This is a genomic window from Daejeonella sp. H1SJ63 (assembly GCF_029360775.1).
In the GTDB taxonomy this organism is placed as follows: domain Bacteria; phylum Bacteroidota; class Bacteroidia; order Sphingobacteriales; family Sphingobacteriaceae; genus Daejeonella.
Window position 1 is genome coordinate 115,890 of record NZ_JARKMZ010000001.1, and the last position, 24,559, is coordinate 140,448.

Here is a 24,559-nt window from a genome sequence, read left to right on the forward strand (position 1 = left end):
ATTTTTTCCTCTTTGTTTTTTCGTTCAACTCATATTCTAAAATTCTATTTTTCATAAAATGAAGCGCAGAGACCTTATTAAATACCTGTCAGTATTGCCTGTGTCGGGTACAGTGGCGGGTGCTATTTTGCCGGTACAGTCTGTAAATGCAGAAGAGATCCAGACTTATAAACCTGATGTGCAATCCGGACCCAAACGTATTGCTGCAATTTTAACAGAATATCGTCCGATTTCCCATGCCGATGTAATAGTTGGTAAATACCTTGAGGGTTTTAATCAGGATCAGATGGCACCTTATCCTGATTCTAAGATCGTTTCAATATTTACCGAGCAGGTACCGGAAAATGATATGAGCCGTTCAATGGCGAAGAAATATAATGTACCTGTTTTCAGAACAGTTGCAGACGCTTTGACTCTGGGTGGTGATAATCTTGCAGTTGACGGAATTTTGCTGATCGGAGAGCATGGAGTTTACCCGATGAATGATAAAGAGCAAAAACTTTATCCAAGGTTTGAAATGTTTCTTAAGATAACTGATGTCTTCAGACAGTACAAAAAATCAGTTCCTGTTTTTAACGATAAACATTTATCCTATAGCTGGCGACAGGCAAAGCGAATGGTGGAAATATCAAAGGAGTTAAAATTCCCGATGCTTGCAGGCTCAACTATTCCGGTTTCGTTACGTATTCCGGCGGTGGATACACCTTATGGAGTGAAGCAAAAATATGCTGTTGGGATTTCTTTCAGCGGACTGGATATTTATGGATTTCATTTGCTGGATGGTTTACAGGCTGTTGTTGAGAGAAGAAAGGGCGGTGAAACAGGTGTTCGTGCAGTACAATGCCTGGAGGGGCAGGATTGCTGGAATTATATTGATCAGAATGAATGGGTAAAACGACTGTTTGATCAGGCAATTTCTCATAGTGAAACCCGGGTGGCAGGTAATATGAAAGAATTGGTTAAGAAGCCTGCGGTATTTATTATAGATTATAATGATGGTCTGAAGGCAGCAGCATTTCTGATGACCGGGCTCGTTCAGGATTTTACGTATGCTGTGGATCTTGAAGGCCAGCAAAAACCATTCTCCACATTAATGAAGTTGCAGGCAGGAAGACCTCATTATCATTTTGGGTGTCTGGTTAAGAAAATAGAAATAATGTTCAAAACCGGCAAGGCTCCTTATCCGGTAGAACGTACAATGTTGAGTAGCGGAATATTGGATTTTGCACTTGAATCACGTATATTGGGATATAAAAAACTGGAAACTCCGGAATTGTCACGGGTACGTTACCTTACTTCTTCGGAATCGCACTTTTTTAGTAAAGGATGGGATAGTAATGGCAAAAGATTAGACTGATAATTTGATTTGAATCTGCTGAGAACCCGCTCTTTCATTCATCATGATTAGTATTTATTAAAAATTTGAGTAATTAACTTAAACCAAAAACATAACAAATGAGAAAGCTTTATATTTTTCTTTTTAGTCTTCTGTTGCCATGTCTATTAATGGCTCAGACAAAACCATACAATATTATTATTAAAGGCGGTCACGTAATTGATCCAAAGAATAATATCAATCGTGTTATGGATGTGGCTATTGCTAATGGTAAGGTTGCTAAGGTCGCAGCAAATATCGATGCTTCTCAGTCAACCCATGTGGTCAATGCAGCAGGGATGTATGTTACTCCCGGTCTTATTGATATTCATGGGCATGTTTTTGCCGGTACTCAGGAAAATCATATGTACAGCAATGGCTTTAATAGCATAATGCCTGATGGATTTTATCAGCGTGTGGGTGTTACTACCGTAGTTGATGCCGGAGGTTCAGGCTGGAGAGATTTTCTGACATTTAAAAAGAATATTATTGATAATTCCCAGACACGTGTTCTGGCTTTTCTGAATATTGTTGGTAATGGAATGCGCGGAGGAATTATTGAGCAGAATACCACCGATATGGATCCGCAAATTGCGGCTAAAGCTGCACTTGCTTACAAGGAGCATGTTGTTGGAATAAAGGTAGCTCATTTTACAAGCCCTGATTTTACCAATGTTGATCGTGGTGTTGCAGCAGGAAAACTTGCAAATATGCCTGTAATGATCGATTTCGGAGGTACTAAACCTCGTCTTTCATTGTACTCTCTGCTGATGGAGCGTCTTCGTCCGGGTGATATATTCACACATACTTTTGGAGAACTTCTTGACACTAAAGAAGCTATTGTTGATACAGCAAAACAGCAGCTAAAACCTTACGTAATGGCTGCTCAGAAAAGAGGGGTGATCTTTGATGTAGGTTACGGTGGTTCAAGTTTCAGATATTCACAGGCAATTCCTGCGGCAAAAGCGGGATTTCATCCTAATACCATCAGTACAGATTTACACATCAGCAGTATGAAGGGATCAATGAAAGATATGCTTTTGGTGATGTCGAAATTTTTGAAACTGGGAATGGATCTTCCTGCAGTAATCAATGCAAGTACCTGGGCTCCGGCAAAAGCAATTAATCGCCCTCAGCTGGGGCATCTTTCTGAAGGAGCAATCGCTGATATTGCGATTTTAGGGATGAGAAAAGGAAAATTCGGATTCTATGATATGCAGGGCTACAAGATGGACAGTGATGAAAAACTGGAGTGTGAAATGACCATTTTCGGTGGCAAAATAGTTTACGATCTGAATGGGATTGTGAATCCGCTGCCTGATCTTACTAAATAATAACGAACCCTTAGTTTAAGCCGGTAAAACCATGAAGCGCAGAGAGATTCTTAAAACATTGACCATGTTGCCTTTAGCAGGAGCAATGGGAAATTCCGGGTCTCTTTTGAATCCGGCTGAGGCAGCTCAGCAGGCGAAACTGGATGTTTTTAAGGAGTTTGGCTTGCGTACGTTTATTAATGCCTCGGGTTATTTTACCAGTCTGAGCGGATCGTTGATGCATGATGAGACAATGGATGCAATCCGCGAAGCTTCAAAGCATTTTTGCAGACTGGATGATGTTCAGGATAAGGTTGGAGCAAGGATCGCAGAACTTCTTCATGCAGAATCTGCCATGGTTACTGCAGGAGCATTTTCTGCATTGATGCTTGGAATGGCCGGTGTGCTGAGCGGAACCGATCCTAAGAAAGTTGCACGTATTCCGGATCTGGAGGGCTCAGGAATGAAATCTGAAGTGATCCTGCAGAAAGCTCATAATGATGGATATGCTCATGCACTTCGGAACTGTGGTGTAAAACTGATAACAGTTGAGACCAGTGAAGAACTTGAAAAAGCGATCTCTGAAAAAACGGCTATGATGTATTTTATTAATTATCAGGCTTCTCTGGGAGGTATACAGCATAATGAATGGCTTGAGCTTGCAAAAAAATATCAGATCCCGACTATGATCGATATGGCAGCCGATCTGCCGCCGAAAGAGAACTTATGGAAGTTTCATGATCTTGGTTTTGACTTGGTTTGTGTATCAGGTGGAAAGTTTATGCGCGGACCACAAAGTACGGGTATATTGAGCGGCAGGAAAGATCTGATTTCCGCTGCAAGGTTAAATGCTCCGCCCAGAGGCTCAAATATTGGCCGGGGGATGAAAGTAAATAAAGAAGAGATTTTCGGGTTGTATTTCGCTCTTGAGCGATTTATTAATACCGATCAGGATAAGGAATGGAAAATGCTGGAAGACAGAATTGCCCTGATCGAAAGATCTGTTACCTCTATACCAGGTGTAAAGACAGAAATGTTGCCTCTGCCAGCAATTAACAGGGTTCCAACTTTGAAAATTTCATGGGATAAAGCAAAAGTGAGGCTTGAAAACCTCGCAGTGAACCTGCGTAATGGTAATCCTTCCATTGAAGTAATGGGCGGTGCGGGAAGTATAAATGTGACTACCCATATGTTGAAGCCGGATGAAGTAAAAGTTGTAGCCGAAAGAATCAGGGCAGAACTTTCAGGCGCATTGATTTAATGTGCAAAAGCTAATTCGGGATTGCTCCTGTTTAGCCCCGATATTTTGTCTCATTGTTATCAGATTAAATAAATTAAAATATATCAATAATGAAACGCAGAGAAATTTTAAAGACTCTCAGTCTTCTTCCACTTAGCGGTGCGGTTACAGCAAGTGCAGCACCGCTAACTAACATGCTGACTTCTACAGATGTTAAGCGTGATCTTTTTAAGGAACTGGGCATTCGCACTTTTATTAATGCTGCCGGTAATTATACGGTAATGTCGGGATCTCTGATGCCGCCTGATGTGATGGATGCGATTAATTCTGCTTCAAAAAAATTCGCTCTGGTGGACGATGTTCAGGAGAAAGTGGGAGCAAAAATTGCTGAAATGTGTCATGCAGAAGCAGCTATGGTTACAGCCGGTTGCTGGTCGGCTCTGATGCTCGGAATGGCAGGAGTGCTAACCGGAATGGATACCAAAAGAGTAAGTCAGGTGCCAAATCTTGCCGGAACCGGAATGAAGACGGAAGTTATCCTTCAGAAGAGCCATTCTCTTGGTTATGATCATGCACTTACTCAGGCAGGGGTTAAGCTGATCAAGGTTGAAACCAGAGCTGAACTGGAAGCCGCCATAAATGAGAATACAGCGATGTTATGGTTTCTGAATCGGGAAGTTCATAAAGGACAAATTAAGCATCAGGAATGGCTTGAACTCGGTAAAAAATATAATCTGCCTACCATGATCGATATTGCTGCCGATGTTCCTCCGGTTGAAAATTTATGGAAATTTAATGATATGGGCTTTGATCTGGTAGTGATATCCGGTGGAAAAGCAATGCGCGGACCGCAGAGTTCGGGTATTCTGATGGGTAAGAAAAAATATGTTTCTGCAGCATTATTGAGCAATAATCCCAGAGGTGGAATAGGGCGTGGCCAGAAGGTAAATAAGGAGGAGATTCTTGGAATGTATGCGGCATTGCATCGTTTCATTAACCTTGATCATAAAAAAGAATGGCAGATGTGGGAGAATAAGATTGCATTTATTGCCGGTCAGATCAAATCTATTCCGGGAGTAAAAACCGAAACTCATATCCCGCCAACAGATAATAATATGCCAACCCTTAAAGTTACCTGGGATCCGGCAAAGATTAAATTAACCAATACCGAAATGGGTGAGCGTCTTCGCCAGGGTAATCCTTCTGTAGAGGTAATTTCATGGGAAGCTCCAAACACCTTCAGATGCGGTATGCATGTTCTTGAGGCTGGCGAAGAGAGGATTGTAGCAAGTCGTATTAAAGAAGAGTTATTAAAAGCTTCAGTATAAAACTAAAATCAAAACCTATAATAATGCAAAAACGTTTTTTCTTATTGGCAGCACTTTTTTTAGTTGCTAATTTCTCAGTTCAGGCACAGACTTATCAAACTCTGCTAAAAGGCGGTCATCTTATTGACGCAAAAAATAATATTAATAAAGTAATGGATGTAGCCATTCAGGATGGCAAGATCGCAGCTGTTGCGGCAAATATTGATCCTAAATCGGCAAAGCAGGTAATTGATATTTCCGGAAAATATATCACTCCCGGATTGATTGATATTCATGGTCATGTGTTTGCGGGTACTGATCATGAAGGTCAGCTGGAGAATGGATTCTCTTCACTACCGGCTGATGGATTTACTTTCCGGGTTGGAGTTACCACCATTGTGGATTGTGGAGATTCAGGTGCAGAAACATTTGAGTTGTTCAAGAAAAATGTAATCGACAAAGTTCAGACCCGTGTTCTGGCATTTTTGAATATCTCAAAAAAGGGAATGTATGGTAGTGAATATTCTCTGGAGCAGCAAAATAACAGTTTCTTTGATCCGGTACTTGCAGCAGATGTTGCCAAACATTACAGTGACTATATTGTAGGGTTTAAAGTTGCACACTACCATAAATCTGACTGGGTAGCTGTTGACAGGACAGTGGAAGCGGGTAAACTTGCCAACAAGCCAATCATGGTTGATTTCGGAGGAGCGATCCCTAGATTATCACTGGAGGAATTGTTCCTTAGAAAAATGCGCCCCGGCGATATTTTTACTCATACTTACGGACAAATACTTAAAACAAAGGAAACTATTGTTGATCTTGATACAAAGAAATTATACCCGTATGTTCTTGAAGCAAGAAAAAGAGGGGTCATTTTTGATGTAGGCCATGGTGGTGGAAGTTTCACCTTTTCACAGGCAATACCGGCTACAAAACAAGGGTTCTATCCTGAAACTATCAGTACTGACCTTCATACAGGAAGTATGAATTCAGCAATGAAAGATCAGCTGAATGTAATGTCGAAATTCATGGCTCTTGATATGCCATTGGCAGATGTTGTGAAAGCCAGTACCTGGTCAGCTGCAAAAGCAATCAATCATGAGGAACTTGGACATTTATCTGTTGGTGCAATAGCTGATATCGCTGTATTGAACCTTCGTGAAGGCAAGTTCGGATTTTACGATGTAGCACGTTACAAAAAAGAAGGTAAGAATCTCCTTGAATGCGAGATGACTATTAAAGATGGCAGGGTAGTTTATGACCTGAATGCAAGATCATTCCCATCTGCTGAATAAACACTTGAATTAACATTTTCTAATTATATACAATCCTTTTACACCAACATGAAAAGATCAATTATTTTTTTTCTGTTCTTATTTACAGTTTGCATTTTAAATATTAGTTCAGCTCAGGCTCAGCAACTTACCGCAAAAGATCCGGAAACCAGAATTAAAGAGCTGGGTATTAAATTAAGAACTCCGGGACCGCCTTCTGCTAATTTTTTGGGAGCTGTCAGAGTAGGTAACCTGGTTTACCTTTCAGGTCAGGGTCCGCTGAAGGAAGATGGGAAATTCATGATCGGTAAGGTTGGTAAGGAATTCAATTTTGATGAGGCCAAATATGCTGCACGTTTAACAGGAATTAGTTTGCTGGCAGCATTAAAAGCTGAAGTTGGAAACCTGAATAATGTGAAAAGGATTGTAAAGGTGCTGGGAATGGTTAATGCTGTCCCTGAATTTGACAATCATTCACAGGTTATTAATGGATTCTCTGATCTGATGGTAGAGGTCTTTGGTGAAAATGGGAAACATGCCCGTTCAGCGATCGGATTGGGCTCATTACCGAGAAATATACCGGTAGAAATCGAAATGATCGTAGAAATGAAAGACTGATTTTTTAAACCTTTAAAAGTATTATCATGAAACGTAGAGAAATCATTAAGTTTTTATCTGCTGCACCCCTTGCAGGAGGAATCATAGGAAGCGGTCTTCCGCTTCAGTCGGCCTTTGCAGAAGAAGCAGCTGCTGCTGCCGGAAGAGATCTGTTCAAAGAGCTGGGCCTTAAAACTTTTATCAATGCATCCTGTGTTTGTACTCGCTTAACGGCTTCCCTGATGCCTCCTGAGGTTACCCAGGCTATTACAAAAGGAGCTGAAGAGTTTGTATTACTTGATGATGTGCTTGATAAGGTAGGTGAAAAGATTGCAGAACTTTGTCATGCGGAAGCTGCAACTGTTACTGCCGGTTGCTGGTCTGCCCTTGTACAGGGTCTTGCTGGTGTCATGACCGGTATGGATCGTAAAAAGGTGATGCAGCTTCCTAATGTGGATGGAATGAAGTCTGAAGTGATCCTTCAGAAATCTCATGCCAATGGATATCACGAAGCTTTGAAAAACACAGGAGCTAAATTGGTTATTGTTGAAACTGCAGCGCAGGCTGAAGCAGCCATCAATGAGAAAACAGCGATGCTTTGGTTTCTGAACAGAGAACTTTCTGCTGGTCAGTTGAACTATGAACAATGGTTAGCCTTAGGTAAGAAGCACGGGGTTCCTACAATGATCGATATTGCATCTGATGCACACCCGGTAGAGAATCTGTGGAAGTTCAATGATATGGGGTTTGATCTTGTTGCTATTTCAGGAGGAAAAGCAATGCGTGGTCCTCAAAGTGCCGGAATTCTGATGGGCAAAAAAGCTCTGATTGCTGCAGCACGCCTTAGTGCACCACCAAATAGTGGAATCTGCCGTGGTCATAAAGTAAATAAAGAAGAGATTCTGGCAATGTATGTGGCGCTGGAACGTCATATTAAAATGGACCATGAAAAAGAATGGAAAATGTGGGAAGACAGGATGGCGGTTGTGGTTAATACTATAAAGGGAATCAAGGGTGTGAAGACAGAAGTTTTCCTTCCGGAAATTGCAAACAACACTCCGACACTTCACCTTACATGGGATGATGCCCAAATAAAAATGACGGGAAAAGAATTCAGAGAACGTTTGTGGAATGGTAATCCCGGTATTGAAGTAATGGGGGGCGGTACAATGGGTAAGAGCAAAGGAGGAATTGAACTATCTGTATGGCAGTTGAAGCCCGGACAGGATAAGATTGTCGCCAGAAGGCTAAAAGAGGAATTGATGGCAGCTTCAGTATAATCGCCGCTTATTCAGCAAAATATTTATATCCAAACATGTTAAAGAATAGTTTTTACAAGATTCTTATGGCCATTGCCATACTTAACCTGATCGTGGCGATAGTAATGGCTTATATAGGAAATATAGCTGATGCTGGTCCTTTTGTGATTGCCTTTTTTATTTTTATGGCAAGCAGTTTCAGAGGCTTTGCTCCATTGCGCGGACTTACTTTTACAACCTCAATTCTGGCGGTAGTTGCTACTTCATTGTATTATCCCCAGTATTTTAAGGAATATCAGGGTTTTGAATATGCTACATTGATTACTCCCCTCATACAGATTATTATGTTTGGTATGGGATGTTCAATGGGTTTGAAAGATTTTATAGCACTTGCCAAATCACCCAAATCGGTTATTGTGGGGGTTATAAGTCAATACACCATTATGCCTCTGCTCGGGTTTTCTCTGGCAAGTTTCAGTGATTTCCCTCCTGAAATTTCAGCCGGTATTATCCTCTTAGGTTGTGCACCCACCTCTGTTACAGCCAGTGTAATGTGCTTCCTTGCAAAAGCTAATGTTGTTCTTGCAATTACAATTACTGCACTGACAACATTAATGGCACCATTCCTGATTCCATTATTAATGAAGGTACTTGCCGGAGGTTTCATCGAGATCAACGTAATGGAGATGATGCTCGGAATCATTAAAATGGTTTTTGTTCCGATTGGTGCCGGATTGCTTTTTAATAAGTTTTTAAGTGGAAAAGCAAAATGGCTTGATGATGCCATGCCGATGGTATCAATGGTTGGAGTGGCATTTATTGTAGCAATTATTATGGCGGCCGGAAGGGATAGTATTTTAAATATAGGAGTTGAACTGATCATAGTGGTATTACTACTGATTGTTCTTGGCTTTTTCTTTGGATACTGGTTTGCAAAACTATTCAAACTCTCAGAAGGTGATTGCAGAACAATTGCAATTACAACCGGAACTCAGAATGCAGGTTTGGTTTCAGGTATTGCCAAAGTGATGGGAAAAATTGCAACAGTTGGATTGGCCACCGCTATTTGCGGACCTATAATGGGCTTTACCTCTTCCATACTGGCATCTTACTGGAACAGTAACCTTCCCAAAGACGAGTTGAATATAGAAAATTAAAATTATGTCTAAAAGGATTGCCCTGATGGGCATTTATCACGAATCAAATACTTTTGTCAGCAAGCCGACTGTTCTCGATGATTTTAAAAATGGTCATTATCTGAGAGGAGAAGCAATTCGTAATGAATATCAGAATGCTCATAATGAAATAGGAGGTATGCTTGAGGTGATGGACAGGGAAGGTATGGAAGTGCTTCCCCTGGTTTATGCTTCAGCTACTCCCGGAGGAACGATTTCAGCTGAAACTTATGATGTCCTGTTACAGGATATGCTTGCAGAACTTGACAAAGTCTTGCCGGTTGATGCATGTCTTGTAATTCCGCATGGAGCCGGAGTTTCAGAAAAGTATCCTGATATGGATGGCCACTGGTTAAGTAAGGTGAGAGAAAAAGTAGGTAAAAATGTTCCTATTGTAGGTACGCTGGATCTCCATGCCAATGTCAGTCAACTTATGGTTGATTCCACGGATGCTCTGGTTGCATATAAAGAAAATCCGCATGTGGATATGAGGCAGCGCGGGGCAGAGGCCGCAAATATTCTGGCTGGTTTGCTGAAGGGGGAAACCAAACCTGTTCAGGCTTTGGTTCAGGTTCCGCTGGCAATCAGTATAGAACAGCAATTAACGGCAAACGAGCCCTGTATAAGTTTATATGCTTATGCCAGTGAACTTGCTAAAGAACCCGGGATTTTATCATTGAGTATACAGCATGGTTTTCCTTATGCAGATGTTTATGAAATGGGTACTTCCATTATTGTTGTTGCTGATGCTGATCGTGATAAAGCACTCTCGGTAGCAAAGAAACTTGAATCCTATATCCTCGAAAGGAAAGATACTTTTGTAGGCCATAAAAATGATATTTCTTCTTCCCTGAAACAGATTAATACGAGTGAAAAACCGGTATTACTGCTTGATATGGGGGATAATGTAGGGGGAGGTGGACCGGCAAATAATTGCTGTATCCTGGAAGCATTTGAAGAGAGCAAACAATACAAATATTTTGTTTGTATTTATGATCCTAAAGCTGTTGAGGAAGCTTCTGCACATCAGCCCGGAGATATTTTTGATCTCCCGGTTGCCGGAACCGGAAAGGATGGCCTGAAAATACTCAATCTCCGTGTAAAGTTATTACGTGTTACTGATGGTACTTTTCAGGAAAGTAACCCCCGGCATGGAGGACAAATTAATTTCAGAATGGGTAAAACTGTGGTAGTTGCTACAGAAGAGGGTAGTGAGATTATGTTAACCTCTTTAAGAGTGATGCCTTTCAGTCTGCAGCAATTAATTTCTCAGGGAGTGAACCCATCTGAATTTGATGCTATTGTAGCTAAAGGAGTTAATGCGCCAATTGCTGCCTATTCTCCTGTTTGTCCAACAATTATTCAGGTAAATACACCGGGGGTTACCCAGGCTGATATGACCCTGTTTGATTTTAAGCACAGGCGTAAACCATTGTTCCCATTTGAGAATGTTTAAGAGATAACCTTTATAAAACAGCCGATTCCGGCCGGTATTTCAAAGCCGGCCGGTGACAGCTGGAATAAGTTCAAAATTATGAATACCGGAAAATCACTATTGAAAAAAGCATTCGGGTTCCTGTTGGGAACCCTGATACTAACCTCATCAATTCAAACAAATGTTTCAGCGCAGGCGGCCAAAGATAATCTTCGTCCTGCGGCACTGGGCAAAAATGGTATGATTGCTACCGCCAATCCCCTTGCAACTTTAGCAGGGCAAAAAATTCTGGTAAAGGGAGGAAATGCAATTGATGCGATAGTTGCAGCAGCAGCGTCATTAAATGCCGCTGAACCCTATATGTCGGGTACAGCTGGGGTAGGATACATGCTTTTTTATTCTGCAAAAGAGAACAGGGTAAGGTCTTTGGTCTTTGGAGGCTGGGTGCCGGAAACATTTAAAATCACAAGATTTAAGACTGATGTGAGGGTAGCTGATGGAGCAGGCCACGGTGCGATGGAAACTATTGGTCCGCGTATTGCTGCTGTTCCCGGTAATCTTGCAGGCTGGGCAAAAGCATTGAAGGATTATGGTACCATGCCGCTTTCAGAAGTGTTTGAAAGTGCAATTGATTATCTCGAAAATGGTGTGCCAGTCACTGAATTTGATCAGGCGATGTGGGCCGGTACAGTTGCGAGAGTTGCTCCACATGCCGAGTCAAGAAAAATATTCCTTAAAAATGGTAAAGACCCTTATGTCATAGGTGATTATTTCTCGAACAAGCCATTGGCTAAAACGATGCGAAGAATTGCTGCAGAGGGTATTGATGTCTTTTACAAAGGTGAAATTGCCAAAGAAATGGCAGATGCATTTGCCCGTGATGGTGGTTTTATTACAGTGAAAGATCTGGCAGCTGTACCTGACAGAGTTCAATGGACTGATCCGATTTCGATTAAATACCGCGATTATACTGTTTACAATAACCCTCCTCCTGGAATGGGTATACAGCAACTGCAGGTTTTAAAGATCATGGAAGGCTTTGACCTTAAAAAAATGGGACATAACAGCCAGGAGTATCTGGCACATCTCCTCGAGGCAAATTATCTGAGCAGAATAGATACTGATAAATATATCGGAGATCCTAAATATGTTTCTGTACCTGTTGATATGCTTCTATCTGATGCCTACATCGCTAAACAGAGGGCAAAAGTTGTTACCAGAGTAAAAGAACGTATGGCAGGTATGAAGCGCCAAAATTCATTGAATATGAATACTGTTCCGCAGGATGATGCTAATGCAAATAAATACAGATATGCAACAACCAGTCTTTCGGCAGTTGATAAATGGGGTAACGCAGTTGTAATTATTCAGACGCATGGCGGAGGTTTTGGTTGTGGATATGTTGCAGGAAATACCGGTGTAGTGTTTAACAGCGCTTTAGACTGGATGTCTGCTGAGCAGGGCCTGGCAAATAGTGTTCAGCCGGGAAAGGCTGTGGGATGGTGCATTGGCGGAATGCTGCAGTTTCACAGGAATGGAAAACCTGAGCTGATCGTTGGCTCTCCTGGTAGTTTTGGAATTTTACAGTCAGTACCACAGGTGGCAATGAATGCCATCGATTTTGGGATGAATATCCAGGACGCAATCAGCGCGCCGCGTTTCCGCTGGAAAGATGAACTGGGATCTGTTCCTGCCAAAGAACTGATTATGGAAACCAGGGTTCCTGCTAAAGTAATTCAATCCTTGAGAGATATGGGTTATGTGATAGATACAAGCCTTGGGGACTGGTCTATGACTGTTGGTGGAGCTCAGGGCGTAAGCATTGACCGTAAAACCGGCTGGCTGATGGGCGGTGCGGATTTAAGAAGAAACGGATATGCAGTAGGCTGGTAAGCAGATATTTATTGTAGAAAAGCATTATAGAATATTAAGATGAGACCTGCTTGCCGCAGGCAGGCCTACCTGCTGGTAGGTTCATCACCTTTAAAAACGAAAAATAAACGGATGAAAAAAGAAAGCACAAATCACCGCAGGGACTTTATTAAGAAGTCAGTTTTTGCTGCAGCGGGAATGAGTCTGGTACCGGGTTTTGTACTAGGCAAAGATGGCAGTATTGATTCAATTACTGAACAGCTGTCGAGGGCCCTGGCCGGGCAGGACGGGATTAAGAAAGTTGCCTTCATAACTCATATTTACAGAAACAGTGCACATGCAGATGTAATCGGTACCAAATTGTTCCTTGGAATTCCGGCTGATGAAGGTATGGTGGCACCACAGATCAAAATTGCATCAGTATATATCGAGCAGGTTGGGGCTAATGATACAGGTATCAGAATCGCTAAAATGAACAATACTCCGGTTTATCCCACAGTTGAAGAGGCTTTAACTCTTGGGGGCGACAAACTTGCGGTAGATGCGGTAATTTATGTGGGCGAACACGGTGAATATCCTTATAACAGACTGGGAATGAAATTATACCCCCGTATGAATTACCTTGAACGAATTTTCAGAGTATTTGATGCATCCAACAGATCAGTTCCAGTTTTTACAGATAAGGCACTGTCTTACAGCTGGATAGATAGCAGGTGGATTTATGATCGTGCTCAGGAATTAAATGTGCCATTAATGGCGGGTTCATCCCTGCCGTATTGCTGGAGAGATAAACCACTGGTTCATCCTCTTGGAGTTAAGATTTCTGAGGCAGTAGCAATAGGTTATGCATCTCTGGATGCTTATGGATTCCACGTAACCGAGATTCTTCAGTGTATGATTGAAAGGAGGGCAGGAGGTGAAACCGGCGTTGAAAGTGTTGAAGGCTTGAAGGGAGCCGATGTATGGGCGGCTATTGATTCAGGGAAGATTTCGCAGAAGCTTGTTGAAGCTGCCTGTGATACCATTCAGGGTAAAGCTACCGGAAATATGCGTGAGATTGTTAAAATGCCGTATGCCGTGATTGTTAAGTATAAAGATGGGACCAAAGGTTCTATTGTTATGCTTGATCAATATGTAAATCAGGGCTGGGCTTATGCCGCAAAAACTGGAAAGGATATTGTAGCAACAGAGTTTGTTCTGGATCATAGCATGAGCTACTCACACTTCAGCTATCTTACCTTAAATATTCAGAAGTTTATTGTTACAGGGAAACAGACTGCACCAATTGAGCGTAATTTGCTGACCAGTGGAATTATAGATATGGGAATTCGCTCACTGGCCGAAGGTAAAGTGAAACAAACACCATTCCTGAATATTAAATACAGTGCTGCAGGTTACGAGCCGATCAGACCAACAGCTCCGCGTCCAACGGGGCAAAGCATCGGACCATGGCCTCCGAAAGGCTATGAATTTATCATTCCGGATGCATTTAAGAATAAGAAATAGATTTTAATTGCTTGCTGAATATATTCAGAATTATACCAGAAATAATACGTTTATAATTTGGAAAATCAGTAAAAAGTAAAGAATATGCAGTATATTTTATTGAGTGTCCATTTGAACTAAATTCATCACGAATGATGCCGGTTAACTAAAGGTGTATTTTCTGTAACTTGCAGTTCTGAAAATAGTATATCAGGCTTTCATTACAATTAAAAACAAATTCAACAAAAAAAATGAAAATCAATTCAAAATTTTTTTCTGAGACTAAGCTTCGCACAAAAGTGCTTGGATTTTTAGTCCTGGCATTTCTGATCACAATCAGTTTTATCAAATCACAGGGAACCGCCGGTTTACCTAAAGCCGATTCTGATAATGGCGGTCTCTTCTTGCCGGGTGGTTTTGAAGCAGTAGTAGTTCATGATTCTGTAGGTCGTGCAAGACATCTTGCGGTTAATTCTAACGGAGATGTTTATGTTAAGCTTAGAGTGCCAATCAACGGTAATGGTAGTGTTGGGCTTCGTGATACAGATAATGACGGTAAGGCTGATATTGTTGAATACTTTGGTAACTATCCGGATGTTGGTAACTATGGTACTGCCATGAGAATTCATAAAGATTATTTGTATTTCTCAACTGCAGGTGAAGTTTATCGTACTAAATTAACTAAAGGTAAACTGGTTCCTGAAAGTAAAGCAGAATTGCTTTTGACTGATGATTATAAGAATGATCCCCATGGTTCTTCTCACATTGCAAAGCCACTTGCATTTGATGATCAGGGTAATATGTATGTTCCTTTCGGATCTCCTAGCGATGTATGTGGTATTTATGACAGACAGCCGGGATCATTGGGCAAAAACCCATGCCCTGAACTTGAGGAACATGCCGGAATATGGAAATTCAGTGATAGCAAACTAAACCAGACTCTGAAAAAAGATGGTATCAGATATGCTACCGGTATCAGAAGTGTTGTGGCAATGGACTGGAATAAGAAAGAAAAGACATTATATGTTGTTCAGCATGGACGTGATGACTTAGTCAGACAGTTTCCTGATATGTATAATCCTTGGCAGAGTGCTTTGCTTCCTGCTGAAGAATTCTTTAAAGTTACTGAAGGAACTGATGGTGGATGGCCATATTATTACTATGACTATATGAAGGGTAAAAAATTATTAAACCCTGAATACGGAGGAGATGGTAAGAAAGAACTTGATCCGTCTTCAAAAATTGCAATGCCTTTAGTTGGATTCCCTGGTCACTTTGCACCAAACGATTTATTCTTCTATACCGGAAATCAATTCCCTGAAAGATATAAAAACGGTGCATTTGTTGCTTTCCATGGTTCAACAATTCGTTCACCTTATCCGCAGGGAGGTTATTTCATAGGTTTCGTACCATTTAAGGATGGAAAACCTTCAGGCGACTGGGAAGTGTTTGCTGATGGATTCCCTGGCCGTGATACTCTGGTTAATACCAGTGATGCTGCATACCGCCCAATGGGTATAGCTATGGGGCCTGATGGTTCACTGTACTTATCTGAAAGCGAGAAAGGTAAAATCTGGAGAGTAATGTACAAAGGAGATAAAAAGAACTTCGGCACTGCTCAATTAGCAGAAATGCAGAAGCGTAAAGAGACTCAGCCTCACATCAAAACTCCTGATATTATTAAGGATAATGTGAATACAGCTAAGATTGCAGCAGGTGCTAAACTGTATAATACCTATTGTGCTACCTGTCACCAAACCAATGGTAAAGGTGATGGAACCCGTTTCCCTCCATTGGAAAACTCTGAATATGTTAAAGGAAACAAGAATCGTTTAATCGGAATTGTGCTGAACGGACTTAACGGCCCGATTACAGTGAATGGTGTTGGTTATAATGAGGTAATGCCTGCTAACAGCTATCTTTCTGATGAGCAGATTGCACTTATCCTTACTTATGTAAGAGCAAACTTTAAAAACAATCTGACAGGCATATTACCTGGTGAAGTAGCCAGAATACGTCAGCAGACTAAAAAATAATTATTGAACATGAATTTTATCAGTTATTTGCTTTTAATCTCTCTGCCTGTATTCTTTACAGGCGGAGAGCCTAAAGCACCTGCAGTTTCAAAACATGTTAACAATGTTAAACCTGCAGATGCTATCTATAAGGTTTCAAGGTTGAAAAAAGCCATGCCGGTTGATGCGAACTGGGATAAGCCTCAGTGGAAAAAGGTGAAGACCATCAAAATTGAAAAGTATATGGGGGCTATTCCTCCGTTTAAGCCTCAGGTGGAAGCAAAGATGATGTATGATCAGGATAATGTTTACGTTATTTTTCGCGTAAAAGATCGCTTTGTAAAAAGTGTCGTTCAGGAATATAATGGAAATGTGTCTGGAGATTCATGTGTGGAATTCTTTTTTGCTCCGGATACGGAATTACCACTGAAATATTTTAATCTGGAAATAAACGCCGGAGGTACACCTTTGATTTATTATGTATCCAAACCATGGACTGAATTTGCAAAGCTGAAGAATGACGAGATCAAACAAATTGAGATTGCTCATTCACTTCCCTCAAAGGTGGATCCTGAAATTACCGAGCCGGTAACCTGGACTCTTGAATACAGACTGCCTTTGGCAATGCTGAAAACATATTCAAATGTTACCCAGCCTGCACCAGGTGTGATCTGGAAAGCTAATTTCTACAAAACAGGAAGCCGTACTTCCAATCCAAACTATCTTACCTGGAACTTTGTAGATAATCCTAAACCTAATTTTCATTTACCTCAGTTTTTCGGAACCTTAATCTTCAAATAGCCGGGGAAGGACATCTGAAAAAGTATGGAAAAGCTGGCAATTATCGGGTCTGGCACAATGGGACATTCCATTGCACTTAGTGCTGCCTGGAGTGGATTAAGTGTTAAAATGTACGGACTGGATGATCTGGATCTTTCGAATGGATTATTGGGTATTCAGCAGAAAATTTCAATCTTAATTGAGAATGGACTTTTACCTTCCTCTCAATCTGATCAGGTATTATCCCGTATTTCCCTGACAAAATCTAAAGAAGAGGCTGTTTCAGAGGCTACATTTGTTATCGAATGTATTCCTGAGGATCTTGGGTTAAAGCAGGAACTGTTTAAGTATTTAGACGAGATTTGCTCTCCTGATGTTATTCTCGCAAGTAATACCTCGGGATTGAGTCTGAGTAAAATGCTTGCAGATACTAAGCATCCTGAACGTTTCGTTTTAACTCATTTCTGGAATCCTGCACATCTTATTCCTCTTGTAGAAGTACTCAGAACTTCCCTTACTGCATCATCAGTATTTAAAAGAACGATCGATTTATTGAATCTGATGGGTAAAAAGCCTGTTGAAGTAAAGAAAGAAGTGCCGGGCCTTATTGGTAACCGGTTGCAGTTCGCATTACTCCGGGAAGCGCTTTCACTGCTTGAAGAAGGTGTGGCTTCTAAAGAGGATATCGATGCGGCGGTTATTTACAGCATAGGCAGAAGATTGCCGGTAACCGGACCTATCGCTTCAGCTGATATGGGCGGGCTGGATGTTTTTGCTGCTATCTCCGACTATCTTTTCAAAGATTTGAGTAATGCAGATCGGGCATTCTCTTCAATGAGAAGTTTGGTTGAACAAAAAAAAATGGGACTGAAGAGTTCTGAAGGTTTTTATCTCTGGGATAAGAAATTCTCGGATGAGATGACAGGATCCAGAGAAAAGGAGTTGATCCGTCAGCTTAAACAGGATCGTGGGATTGAATAAAGAAGCTTATAAATGAAGAAATTACGCCTATAATTTATTAATACAGAAAAGATTATTAACCCTTGTTGCCAATGAAAAGTTTAGATTATTCCAAATCTGCAGAATTACTCGGCAGAGCTAAAAAAGTCCTCGCCGGAGGTGTTTCCTCTGAATTTCGAAAATACAATCATCCACATGCGATATTTTATACGCATGGAAAGGGAAGTCACCTTTTTGATGTGGATGGTAATGATTATCTCGATTTTACCTTAAGTCAGGGCCCTTTGATCCTTGGACATTCACACCCTCATGTATTGAAATCGGTAAATGATTATTCTGAAGAGGGACAGCTATTTGCGGGTCAGCATATCCGGGAGATCGAACTTGCTGAAACATTAAACCGTTTGATTCCATCTGCAGAGCTGATGAGATTCTGCCTGGATGGTTCAGAGGCTGTTCAAACAGCTTTCAGAGTGGCAAGGGCAAAAACCGGAAAACAAAAATTCCTGCGTTTTGAAGGGCATTACCACGGGTGGTTGGATAACGTAGCCTGGGGTATTTCAACACCTTCTCCTGAAGCATTGGGCAGCAGAGAACATCCAAATGTTTATCCATGGTCGGCAGGTTTACCCGAGCACTCAAAAGATGAGTTTATCATTCTTCCATGGAATGATATTGAGCTGGTAAAGAAAACTCTTGCTGAGCGTCATGGAGAGATTGCTGCCATTATTACAGAACCGATTATGTGTAATAATGGTTGTATTATGCCTGCCGAAGGATTCCACGCCGGATTGCGCAGCCTTTGTGATCAGTACGGAATTGCATTGATTTTTGACGAGGTTATCACCGGATTCAGAATGAGTATTGGTGGTTCTCAGAAATACTTCGGAATTACTCCGGATATGTCAATTTTTGCCAAAGCAATGGGTAGCGGTTATCCTATCAGTGCTATTGTTGGAAAACGTGAGTGGATGGGTTTGATCGAAGAGGCAAAAGTAATTCATGCCGGTACCATGAACTCAAGTAATCCTACCATTGCTGCTGCTTTGGCTACTATTGAAGTTCTTGAAAAAGAAAATCCTTATGAGCGCATGTTCCGGTTTGGAAATAAACTAATGGATGGGATTCGTAAAGCTGCTGCAGATTATAATCATAATCTTTTGGTTCAGGGTCCGGGTCCGATGTTCAATATCGGATTCACAAATCTTGATAAGGTTAAAGATTACAGGGATACATTGACATACGATAAAGCTAAGCTTGGAAAGTTCATTGCCACCATGCATGATGAGAGAGTCAGAATCATTGGTCGCGGACTTTGGTATATCAGTGCTGCACATACCGAAGAAGATATCGATCATGCTATTGAGGTGTCGCGAAGAGTGCTCAGTAATATGTAATTATTGAGTTTTCTTTACGGATTCTTTGTATTAAGTATAAATTCTTTCAACTTTAGGGCTTAAAATATCAATATGGATACAGGGAGGCTTTTGGAAGCTATTTTGCCAAAAGAAAGAATTAAGACGAGATTAATTGACCTGGTAGCTTATGCATCAGATGCCGGTTTTTATTATCTGAGACCTAAAGCAGTTGTACAGCCGGTAAGTGAAAACGAGATCATTTCTCTGTTGGAATTTTCGCACAGGAACAGGATTCCGGTTACTTTCCGGACAGGTGGTACAAGTTTATCAGGTCAGTCAATTACAGATGGTATTCTTGTTGATTTAAAGCAATACTGGAATCAGTTGCTGATTGAAGAGGAAGGATCAAGGGTAAGAGTACAACCCGGGATTACGGGTTCTATGGTTAATAATTACCTGAAAAAACACAGGAGAAAAATTGGCCCAGATCCTTCAAGTATTGATTCTGCAATGATTGGGGGAATACTCTCCAATAATTCCAGCGGAATGTGTTGTGGTGTTAACCTGAATTCATATCATACAACCAGGCATATCCGGTTTATACTTCCCTGTGGCAAAACTTTTTCTACAGAGAAAACCTCTGATTATTCACGTTTTGAACAGGAATGTCCGGAGATCTTCTCTACCATTATAAGTTTAAAGCAACAGATTTCTGCAAATTCTGAACTATCAGACCGGATCAGAAAAAAGTATCTGACAAAAAATACGGTAGGATATTCTTTGAATGCATTCATAGATTATGAGCATCCATTGGATATCCTTTCGCATCTGCTGATCGGAGCAGAAGGTACTCTGGGATTCATCGCTGAGGCGGTGATGGAAACTGTTCCTGATTATCCTTTTAAGTCTACAGCATTTCTTTATTTCGAAAATATCTATTCGGCATGTCAGGCTATTGAGCCGCTGACACTGACAGGTGCCGAGGCTGTTGAGCTGATGGACAGGGCTTCATTAAGGTCTATAGAGGATATCAAAGGTGTACCGGCGATTTTTAAAACATTACCTGAAACGGCTGCCGCCTTACTAATTGAATATCAGGCTAATTCTGAAGCTGAACTTCAGGCAAAAATTGATAATTTACTTCCTCTAACCGGAGTTTTTTTACTGCTCGAACCGATCAGGTTTACCACTGATCCTGCTCAGCAGGCATTTTACTGGAAACTGCGTAAAGGGATGTTCCCTGCGGTAGGAGCAGTTCGTGCAAGCGGTACAACGGTAATTCTGGAAGATATTGCTTTTCCGGTAGCTCAGCTTGGAGATGCTATACTTGATCTTCATGTGCTTTTCGCAAAGTATGAATATGAAAATGCCATCATTTTCGGCCATGCAAAGGATGGTAATATTCATTTTGTGGTTACCCAGTCATTCAATTCGCCTGAAGAGGTAGACCGTTATGACAGGTTCCTCAGGGAAGTGGTGGAACTTGTTGTGAATAAATACGATGGTACCCTGAAGGCTGAGCATGGTACGGGTAGAAATATGTCGCCCTTTGTTGAAACAGAATGGGGCGCCGAGGCTTATGAGATCATGAAGAGCCTGAAGCAGGTGGTTGATCCTGAAAATCTGCTTAATCCGGGTGTAATTATCAATGCTCATAAAAATGCACATATTCATGACCTTAAATCTCTTCCAAGTGTTGAAAAAGAGGTCGACAGATGTATTGAATGTGGATATTGCGAACATAAATGCCCGAGCAGGAACGTTACTCTTACTCCGCGCCAGAGGATTGTGGTACGACGTGAGCTAGCCCTTCTGGATGCCAAAGGAAATAGTTCTGATCATAAGGAATTACTTGCTCAGTTTCAATACGACGGACTTGATACCTGTGCGGTAGATGGTTTATGTGCAACGAGTTGCCCTGTTGATATTAACACCGGTGATCTGGTAAAGCGCCTGCGTCGTGAAAATCATTCTGCTTTTTCAAATAAAGCAGCACTTGCTGTGTCTAAGAATTTCAAATTGGTTACTTCTTTAGTAAACTTTGGTCTGGAGGCTGGTACAGTGATGAATAATGTATTCGGTAAGAATGCGATGAAAGGAATTACCGGTGGACTTAAGAAAGTTATTCCTGAGTTTCCTTTGTGGAGTGATCAGCTTCGTACCAGTGGTTCGATTTCAGGAAAATATGTAAAATCTCCTGCAAACATAGGTTTTGATGCTCCGGCAGTTGTTTACTTCCCTACCTGTATTTCACGGATTATGGGTGGTCAGGAAGGTAAGAGAAGTATTCCGGATACATTTCTGAGTGTTGCAGAAAAATCAGGGATTCAGGTAATCATACCGCAAGGTATTGGTTCAATGTGCTGCGGGCAACTTTTCTCGTCAAAAGGTTATAATCAGGCTTATGCGGATAAGAGCAATGAAACTGTTGAGCAGCTCTGGACTATTACAAAAGAAGGTATCTTACCAGTAGTACTTGATGTAACTTCCTGCTCTCATACATTGCAGCAGTGCAGGCCGGTTTTAACTGAATCCAATAAAGAGCGTTACGATAGGCTAAGTATTCTCGACAGTATTGATTTTCTGCATGACTACATTATTCCAGCCTGTGGAACTGTTGATAAGAAAGGGAATATTGTTCTGCATCCCGTATGTTCTTTGCAAAAAATGGGACTTGAAAGAAAGTTTATTGCGGTGGCTTCCCATTTCAGTGATACTGCTGAAGTTCCGGTGCATGCAGGATGTTGTGGTATGGCGGGCGACCGTGGATTTATTTTCCCTGAACTGACTGCTTCAGCAACTGCACCTGAGGCTGCAGATGTAAAACAGGGAAATTATGAAGGGTATTATTCATCCGGTAAAACCTGCGAAATAGCCATGTCTGAGGCGGTTGGAAAGAATTATGAGTCTATTCTTTATCTCGCTGATGAGTGTATAAAAGGCAAGTCATGACAAGGAATTCCGGTAAGATCAAATGTTATGAAAGCTAAAGTTGTTCTGATTACCGGAAGTACAAGTGGTATCGGACTGGAGTTGGCCGGAACATTTGCCCGGGCCGGGTTTAATGTGGTGTTTCACGGTCTTGAACCTGATGGTGCAAAAATAGCCCGTCAATTTGCTGAAGAGTTTCATATCCAAACCTTTTATTCTTCTGCAAACCTGCTTGTACCTTCTGAGATAGAACTGATGATTGCAGATGCATGTTCAGAGCTTGGGTCGGTTGATGTTCTGGTAAATAATGCAGGTATTCAGTTTGTTTCCCCGGTTGAAGATTTTCCTCTGGATAAATGGAATGATATTTTGAGTGTCAATCTGAGTGCCGCATTTTGTACTTCAAAGGCTGTCTGGACTTCCATGAAAGACAAGAAATGGGGAAGAATTATTAACATAGCCTCCGCACATGGATTGCAGGCTTCTGAATTTAAATCGGCATATGTTGCATCAAAACATGGACTTATTGGTTTGACGAAGGTTCTGGCTCTGGAAGGTGCAGAGTTCGGGATTACAGCGAATGCAATTTGTCCGGGTTATGTAAAAACCCCTTTGGTAGAAAAGCAAATAGCCGATCTGATGCAATCGCATAATATTTCAGAACAGGAGGTTTTGCAGAAAATCATGCTGCAGAAACATGCGATCAAAGAATTTGTAAGTCCGGATGCAATTGCAGCACTTGCTTTATTCTTAGCGTCTGATCAGGCCTCAATGATTACCGGAGCTTCTTTGCCTGTTGATGGTGGCTGGGGGGCACAGTAGCCCTTTCTGCAATTAGCGCAGCCTGTCTGCAGATTTTATCAGCTTTTCGTCTCTTCTGATTCCTCTTAATGCAAGTACCACAAAGAATACTGCCAGTGATGGCATTATTACTCCCAATCCATAATTCTCAGATTGAAGTGTGATACCGCCAAGGGCAACTTTTGCTGTTTGAACCAGCCAGAAGCTGAATCCAAGAATAGAAATGATGCTGGCATAACAAAGCATCATTTGCTTCTTTCTGTTTTTGAAAAGGAAAATAGCTATGAATGGAATAAGCCCCAGGATTACTGTAGCTATCGTTAATCCGATAAAAGCTTCTGTCTGAACAATCTGACCACCTACGCTTTCATGAACTCCCGTTACTTTCAGTGATTTGGCACTGCCATCCGGATTAAATGTTTGAAGATATGGGAACAGAAATAAACTGAAAATAGCCGCAGTTGCAAAAAACAGCCAGATAGTTTGTACTCTTTGTAGCATAATTCAATATTTTGCAGCAAATATAAATTTTTTATTCAAGCGATGACCTTAAGTCTGTATGAGAATAGGATTAAAAATATGATCATCTGCACAGCTCTTTAACATTTCAGCATTACCTTTGCAGCTTGAACACACAACAAAGATATTTCATTGAACTGGCTTATAACGGGACTGCTTATCATGGTTGGCAGATCCAGAATAATGCTGTTTCTGTTCAGGAACTGATCAATAAGGCATTGTCTGCGCTTTGCCGTACAGAAATAGAAACTACAGGATGCGGCCGTACCGATACCGGAGTTCATGCAAAGCAGTTGTTTGCACATTTTGATGTTTCAACTGATATCGATGTTCTAAGCTCTAAATTTTTGCATAGTACAAATGCTATGTTACCCTATGATATTGTTGTGAAGCGATTCATAAAGGTTAAGAATGATGCGCATGCCCGATTCGATGCAACATTGCGATCATACGAATATCATATACACTTTTTAAAGGATCCGTTTTTGCATAATCGGTCCTGGTTATTGCGCGATGAGCCGGATCTTGATTTAATGAATAAGGCTGCTCAGATCCTGATGGAGTACCGTGACTTTAGCTGCTTCAGTAAATCAAATACTCAAACATTTACCAATAATTGTGTAGTTAACAGAGCCGAATGGTTAAAAACTGAAAACGGAATCGTATTTCATATCTCTGCCGATCGTTTTCTGAGGAATATGGTTCGTGCAATCGTTGGTACATTGATCAGGGTTGGAAAGAATGAGATCAGTGCAGAAGAGATCAGAAACGTGATTGCCAGTAAAGATCGTTCCAATGCCGGTGAATCGGTTCCTGCCTGTGGTTTATATCTTACAGAAGTAAAATATCCATATTTATAA

The 24,559-nt window shown here is 41.2% G+C and carries 19 protein-coding genes; 18 read left to right on the plus strand and 1 reads right to left on the minus strand.

The genetic code is table 11. From position 1 onward, the window contains the following. The first annotated feature begins 58 nt into the window (after positions 1-58). The 17 genes from P2W72_RS00500 (at position 59) to P2W72_RS00580 (ending at position 23,201) form a co-directional block, all read left to right on the plus strand. The gene (locus P2W72_RS00500; protein ID WP_276358881.1) at positions 59-1,357 is read left to right on the plus strand and encodes a hypothetical protein; all 1,299 of its coding nucleotides are present in this window, start codon (positions 59-61) and stop codon (positions 1,355-1,357) included. A 98-nt stretch (positions 1,358-1,455) separates the two neighbouring features. Continuing rightward, positions 1,456-2,709: an amidohydrolase/deacetylase family metallohydrolase gene (locus tag P2W72_RS00505; RefSeq protein ID WP_276358884.1), complete on the plus strand. Its 1,254-nt coding sequence runs from the start codon at positions 1,456-1,458 to the stop codon at positions 2,707-2,709. Positions 2,710-2,740: 31 nt separating this feature from the next. Then, complete coding sequence (locus P2W72_RS00510; RefSeq protein ID WP_276358885.1) at positions 2,741-3,949, plus strand: aminotransferase class V-fold PLP-dependent enzyme; 1,209 nt, start codon at positions 2,741-2,743, stop codon at positions 3,947-3,949. 89 nt (positions 3,950-4,038) lie between these two features. Beyond that, a complete protein-coding gene (locus tag P2W72_RS00515; protein WP_276358886.1) occupies positions 4,039-5,256 on the plus strand; it encodes an aminotransferase class V-fold PLP-dependent enzyme in 1,218 nt (405 codons plus the stop codon). Positions 5,257-5,279: 23 nt separating this feature from the next. Further along, positions 5,280-6,533 (plus strand): amidohydrolase/deacetylase family metallohydrolase, encoded by a 1,254-nt coding sequence (locus P2W72_RS00520; protein ID WP_276358888.1) that lies wholly within the window; start codon positions 5,280-5,282, stop codon positions 6,531-6,533. 48 nt (positions 6,534-6,581) lie between these two features. Then, positions 6,582-7,130, plus strand: coding sequence for a RidA family protein (locus P2W72_RS00525; protein ID WP_276358889.1), 549 nt, complete (start codon positions 6,582-6,584; stop codon positions 7,128-7,130). A gap of 26 nt (positions 7,131-7,156) precedes the next feature. Beyond that, positions 7,157-8,389 carry a selenocysteine synthase gene (locus P2W72_RS00530; protein ID WP_276358890.1) on the plus strand — a complete coding sequence of 411 codons (1,233 nt, stop codon included), beginning with the start codon at positions 7,157-7,159 and terminating at the stop codon, positions 8,387-8,389. Between the two features lie 35 nt (positions 8,390-8,424). Beyond that, complete coding sequence (locus tag P2W72_RS00535) at positions 8,425-9,525, plus strand: bile acid:sodium symporter family protein (protein ID WP_276358892.1); 1,101 nt, start codon at positions 8,425-8,427, stop codon at positions 9,523-9,525. Positions 9,526-9,529: 4 nt separating this feature from the next. Further along, complete coding sequence (locus P2W72_RS00540) at positions 9,530-10,999, plus strand: M81 family metallopeptidase (RefSeq protein WP_276358893.1); 1,470 nt, start codon at positions 9,530-9,532, stop codon at positions 10,997-10,999. 78 nt (positions 11,000-11,077) lie between these two features. Beyond that, positions 11,078-12,871: a gamma-glutamyltransferase gene (gene ggt, locus P2W72_RS00545; RefSeq protein WP_276358894.1), complete on the plus strand. Its 1,794-nt coding sequence runs from the start codon at positions 11,078-11,080 to the stop codon at positions 12,869-12,871. A 111-nt stretch (positions 12,872-12,982) separates the two neighbouring features. Then, positions 12,983-14,356 (plus strand): hypothetical protein, encoded by a 1,374-nt coding sequence (locus P2W72_RS00550; RefSeq protein ID WP_276358895.1) that lies wholly within the window; start codon positions 12,983-12,985, stop codon positions 14,354-14,356. 230 nt (positions 14,357-14,586) lie between these two features. Beyond that, positions 14,587-16,371 (plus strand): c-type cytochrome, encoded by a 1,785-nt coding sequence (locus P2W72_RS00555; protein ID WP_276358896.1) that lies wholly within the window; start codon positions 14,587-14,589, stop codon positions 16,369-16,371. Between the two features lie 9 nt (positions 16,372-16,380). Beyond that, entirely contained in the window at positions 16,381-17,151 is a 771-nt protein-coding gene (locus P2W72_RS00560) for a carbohydrate-binding family 9-like protein (RefSeq protein ID WP_276358898.1), read from the plus strand. A gap of 24 nt (positions 17,152-17,175) precedes the next feature. Further along, positions 17,176-18,111 carry a 3-hydroxyacyl-CoA dehydrogenase NAD-binding domain-containing protein gene (locus P2W72_RS00565; protein ID WP_276358899.1) on the plus strand — a complete coding sequence of 312 codons (936 nt, stop codon included), beginning with the start codon at positions 17,176-17,178 and terminating at the stop codon, positions 18,109-18,111. 71 nt (positions 18,112-18,182) lie between these two features. Then, complete coding sequence (locus P2W72_RS00570) at positions 18,183-19,487, plus strand: aspartate aminotransferase family protein (protein WP_276358900.1); 1,305 nt, start codon at positions 18,183-18,185, stop codon at positions 19,485-19,487. 72 nt (positions 19,488-19,559) lie between these two features. Further along, on the plus strand, positions 19,560-22,400 hold the full coding sequence (locus P2W72_RS00575; RefSeq protein ID WP_276358902.1) for an FAD-binding and (Fe-S)-binding domain-containing protein: 2,841 nt from the start codon (positions 19,560-19,562) through the stop codon (positions 22,398-22,400). Between the two features lie 27 nt (positions 22,401-22,427). After that, positions 22,428-23,201 (plus strand): 3-hydroxybutyrate dehydrogenase, encoded by a 774-nt coding sequence (locus P2W72_RS00580; protein WP_276358903.1) that lies wholly within the window; start codon positions 22,428-22,430, stop codon positions 23,199-23,201. Between the two features lie 12 nt (positions 23,202-23,213). Here P2W72_RS00580 and P2W72_RS00585 read toward each other — a convergent pair whose 3' ends face one another. Beyond that, entirely contained in the window at positions 23,214-23,681 is a 468-nt protein-coding gene (locus tag P2W72_RS00585) for a DUF4293 domain-containing protein (protein WP_276358904.1), read from the minus strand. Positions 23,682-23,806: 125 nt separating this feature from the next. On the opposite strand from P2W72_RS00585, the gene truA reads away from it, so the two are divergent. Continuing rightward, a complete protein-coding gene (truA, locus tag P2W72_RS00590; RefSeq protein ID WP_276358905.1) occupies positions 23,807-24,559 on the plus strand; it encodes a tRNA pseudouridine(38-40) synthase TruA in 753 nt (250 codons plus the stop codon).

Excerpts from the sequence above, each read along its gene's own strand:
- P2W72_RS00500 (WP_276358881.1), top strand. The coding sequence starts at position 59 with ATGAAGCGCAGAGACCTTATTAAATACCTGTCAGTATTGCCTGTGTCG.
- P2W72_RS00505 (WP_276358884.1), top strand. The coding sequence starts at position 1,456 with ATGAGAAAGCTTTATATTTTTCTTTTTAGTCTTCTGTTGCCATGTCTA.
- P2W72_RS00510 (WP_276358885.1), top strand. The coding sequence starts at position 2,741 with ATGAAGCGCAGAGAGATTCTTAAAACATTGACCATGTTGCCTTTAGCA.
- P2W72_RS00515 (WP_276358886.1), top strand. The coding sequence starts at position 4,039 with ATGAAACGCAGAGAAATTTTAAAGACTCTCAGTCTTCTTCCACTTAGC.
- P2W72_RS00520 (WP_276358888.1), top strand. The coding sequence starts at position 5,280 with ATGCAAAAACGTTTTTTCTTATTGGCAGCACTTTTTTTAGTTGCTAAT.
- P2W72_RS00525 (WP_276358889.1), top strand. The coding sequence starts at position 6,582 with ATGAAAAGATCAATTATTTTTTTTCTGTTCTTATTTACAGTTTGCATT.
- P2W72_RS00530 (WP_276358890.1), top strand. The coding sequence starts at position 7,157 with ATGAAACGTAGAGAAATCATTAAGTTTTTATCTGCTGCACCCCTTGCA.
- P2W72_RS00535 (WP_276358892.1), top strand. The coding sequence starts at position 8,425 with ATGTTAAAGAATAGTTTTTACAAGATTCTTATGGCCATTGCCATACTT.
- P2W72_RS00540 (WP_276358893.1), top strand. The coding sequence starts at position 9,530 with ATGTCTAAAAGGATTGCCCTGATGGGCATTTATCACGAATCAAATACT.
- ggt (WP_276358894.1), top strand. The coding sequence starts at position 11,078 with ATGAATACCGGAAAATCACTATTGAAAAAAGCATTCGGGTTCCTGTTG.
- P2W72_RS00550 (WP_276358895.1), top strand. The coding sequence starts at position 12,983 with ATGAAAAAAGAAAGCACAAATCACCGCAGGGACTTTATTAAGAAGTCA.
- P2W72_RS00555 (WP_276358896.1), top strand. The coding sequence starts at position 14,587 with ATGAAAATCAATTCAAAATTTTTTTCTGAGACTAAGCTTCGCACAAAA.
- P2W72_RS00560 (WP_276358898.1), top strand. The coding sequence starts at position 16,381 with ATGAATTTTATCAGTTATTTGCTTTTAATCTCTCTGCCTGTATTCTTT.
- P2W72_RS00565 (WP_276358899.1), top strand. The coding sequence starts at position 17,176 with ATGGAAAAGCTGGCAATTATCGGGTCTGGCACAATGGGACATTCCATT.
- P2W72_RS00570 (WP_276358900.1), top strand. The coding sequence starts at position 18,183 with ATGAAAAGTTTAGATTATTCCAAATCTGCAGAATTACTCGGCAGAGCT.
- P2W72_RS00575 (WP_276358902.1), top strand. The coding sequence starts at position 19,560 with ATGGATACAGGGAGGCTTTTGGAAGCTATTTTGCCAAAAGAAAGAATT.
- P2W72_RS00580 (WP_276358903.1), top strand. The coding sequence starts at position 22,428 with ATGAAAGCTAAAGTTGTTCTGATTACCGGAAGTACAAGTGGTATCGGA.
- P2W72_RS00585 (WP_276358904.1), bottom strand. The coding sequence starts at position 23,681 with ATGCTACAAAGAGTACAAACTATCTGGCTGTTTTTTGCAACTGCGGCT.